This is a genomic window from Sulfurimonas sp. hsl 1-7, assembly GCF_030577135.1.
In the GTDB taxonomy this organism is placed as follows: Bacteria; Campylobacterota; Campylobacteria; order Campylobacterales; family Sulfurimonadaceae; genus Sulfurimonas; species Sulfurimonas microaerophilus.
Genome location: NZ_JAUIRR010000009.1, coordinates 1 through 2,786, shown reverse-complemented (window position 1 = coordinate 2,786; position 2,786 = coordinate 1). Strand labels below are relative to the sequence as shown.

The 2,786-nt window shown below is 47.0% G+C and carries 2 tRNA genes and 2 rRNA genes; all 4 read left to right on the top strand.

What is annotated here, in order from left to right:
* Positions 1-532, top strand: a 16S ribosomal RNA gene (locus QWY88_RS11575); the annotation flags it as partial.
* 196 nt (positions 533-728) lie between these two features.
* Positions 729-804: transfer RNA gene (locus QWY88_RS11570), tRNA-Ala, on the top strand.
* 205 nt (positions 805-1,009) lie between these two features.
* Positions 1,010-1,086: transfer RNA gene (locus QWY88_RS11565), tRNA-Ile, on the top strand.
* Between the two features lie 168 nt (positions 1,087-1,254).
* A 23S ribosomal RNA gene (locus tag QWY88_RS11560) occupies positions 1,255-2,786 on the top strand; the annotation flags it as partial.

Genomic DNA, 2,786 nt, shown 5'->3' with positions numbered 1-2,786 from the left:
GAGATAGAGTGGTGCCCTTCGGGGAGCTTGAAAACAGGTGCTGCACGGCTGTCGTCAGCTCGTGTCGTGAGATGTTGGGTTAAGTCCCGCAACGAGCGCAACCCTCGTCCTTAGTTGCCAGCAGTTCGGCTGGGCACTCTAAGGAGACTGCCTTCGCAAGGAGGAGGAAGGTGAGGACGACGTCAAGTCATCATGGCCCTTACGGCCAGGGCTACACACGTGCTACAATGGGGCGTACAGAGAGTTGCGATACCGCGAGGTGGAGCCAATCTCATAAAGCGTCTCTCAGTTCGGATTGTTCTCTGCAACTCGAGAGCATGAAGCTGGAATCACTAGTAATCGTAGATCAGCAATGCTACGGTGAATACGTTCCCGGGTCTTGTACTCACCGCCCGTCACACCATGGGAGTTGATTTCACCCGAAATCGGGAAGCTAACCTTCGGGAGGCTACCGCTTACGGTGGAATTAGCGACTGGGGTGAAGTCGTAACAAGGTAACCGTAGGAGAACCTGCGGTTGGATCACCTCCTTTCNGGAATTAGCGACTGGGGTGAAGTCGTAACAAGGTAACCGTAGGAGAACCTGCGGTTGGATCACCTCCTTTCTAGAGTAAAGCAGCATGATTCGTTTCATGGCTGCAAAAGTTCTCACGAACTAAAAATAAAGTATTGTTTCTTGTCTCTTCTTGCTTAGTTTTCAGTGATCTGAGATCATTGATTTTTATTGATGGGGGGTTAGCTCAGCTGGGAGAGCGACTGCCTTGCACGCAGTAGGTCAGCGGTTCGATCCCGCTACTCTCCACCATTATTTACGTTTAATACAAGTTTTTAACTAAAGATTTGTATTAGACGTAAGTCTAAGTNGTTGGATCACCTCCTTTCTAGAGTAAAGCAGCATGATTCGTTTCATGGCTGCAAAAGTTCTCACGAACTAAAAATAAAGTATTGTTTCTTGTCTCTTCTTGCTTAGTTTTCAGTGATCTAAGTTCATTAGAATTACGAGTACATTCGGGCCTATAGCTCAGCTGGTTAGAGTGCACCCCTGATAAGGGTGAGGTCCCAGGTTCAAGTCCTGGTAGGCCCACCATTTGATTAAAGTCAAATATAAGTTCTAGATTTTAGAATTTATATTTGGTTTTAAACCAAACGATCATTAAATTAACATTGTTAAAGTCAACAACTAAATAACTACAATTACAAGGACTACTGAGTTTAGTGTAGCGATACATTAAATAAGGTAGTGAAGCGAATTAGAATAAAAGATATTAAGGGCCATAGGTGGATGCCTTGGCTAGTAGAGGCGATGAAAGACGTACTAGGCTGCGAAAAGCCTCGGGGAGCTGCCAAGAAGCTTTGATCCGGGGATTTCTGAATGGGGCAACCCAGCACGGTGTGAATCGTGTTACCCTACGGGGGGCGAACTCAGGGAAGTGAAACATCTCAGTACCTGAAGGAAAAGAAATCAATTGAGATTCCGGGAGTAGCGGCGAGCGAAACTGGATTAGGGCGCTTAGTGATAGCATATTTGTTAGCTGAAGGATCTGGAAAGTTCCGACATAGAGGGTGATATCCCCGTAAGCGAAAACATTTATGTGGTACTAGACTAAGGAACGAGTAGGTCGGGACACGTGTTATCTTGACTGAATATGGGGGGACCACCCTCCAACCCTAAATACTACTACTAGACCGATAGCGAACAAGTACCGTGAGGGAAAGGTGAAAAGGACTGCGGTGAGCAGAGTGAAATAGAACCTGAAACCTATGGCTTACAATCATTCGGAGCACTATTTTAATGTGTGACGGACTGCCTTTTGCATAATGAGCCTGCGAGTTGTGGTATCTGGCAAGGTTAATCGAACGAGAAGCCGTAGCGAAAGCGAGTCTTAATAGGGCGACATAGTCAGATGCTGCAGACCCGAAACTGAGTGATCTATCCATGAGCAGGTTGAAGCTGGTGTAAGAGCCAGTGGAGGACCGAACCCATTGACGTTGAAAAGTCACGGGATGACTTGTGGATAGGGGTGAAAGGCCAATCAAACTCAGTGATAGCTGGTTCTCTCCGAAATATATTTAGGTATAGCCTCGAGCATTAGCATGTAGGGGTAGAGCACTGACAGGGCTAGGGCTGCTTACCGCGGTACCAAACCCTATCAAACTCCGAATACTACATGTGTAACCTCGGGAGTCAGGCGTAGGGTGATAAAATCCTATGTCGAGAGGGGAACAACCCAGACTAACAGCTAAGGTCCCAAAGTTTTATCTAAGTGGAAAAGGATGTGGAGTTGCTGTGACAACCAGGAGGTTGGCTTAGAAGCAGCCATCCTTTAAAGAAAGCGTAACAGCTCACTGGTCTAGCGATTCTGCGCCGAAAATATAACGGGGCTAAGATAAACACCGAAGCTTTAGATTTGACCTTATGGTCAAGTGGTAGGAGAGCGTTCCATTCAGCGTTGAAGGTATACCGGTAAGGAGTACTGGAGCGGATGGAAGTGAGCATGCAGGCATGAGTAGCGAGAAAAGAAGTGAGAATCTTCTTCGCCGAAAACCCAAGGTTTCCTACGCGATGCTCGTCATCGTAGGGTTAGTCGGGACCTAAGTCGAGTCCGAAAGGGGTAGACGATGGCAAATCGGTTAATATTCCGATACCGACATTATATCGTTTGAGTGATGGGGGGACGCATAGAGTTAGACGAGGTCACTGATGGAATAGTGGCTCGAAGGGTGTAGGATGATAAGTAGGCAAATCCGCTTATCGTGAATCCGAGACCTGACAGGCTGAACAATCTC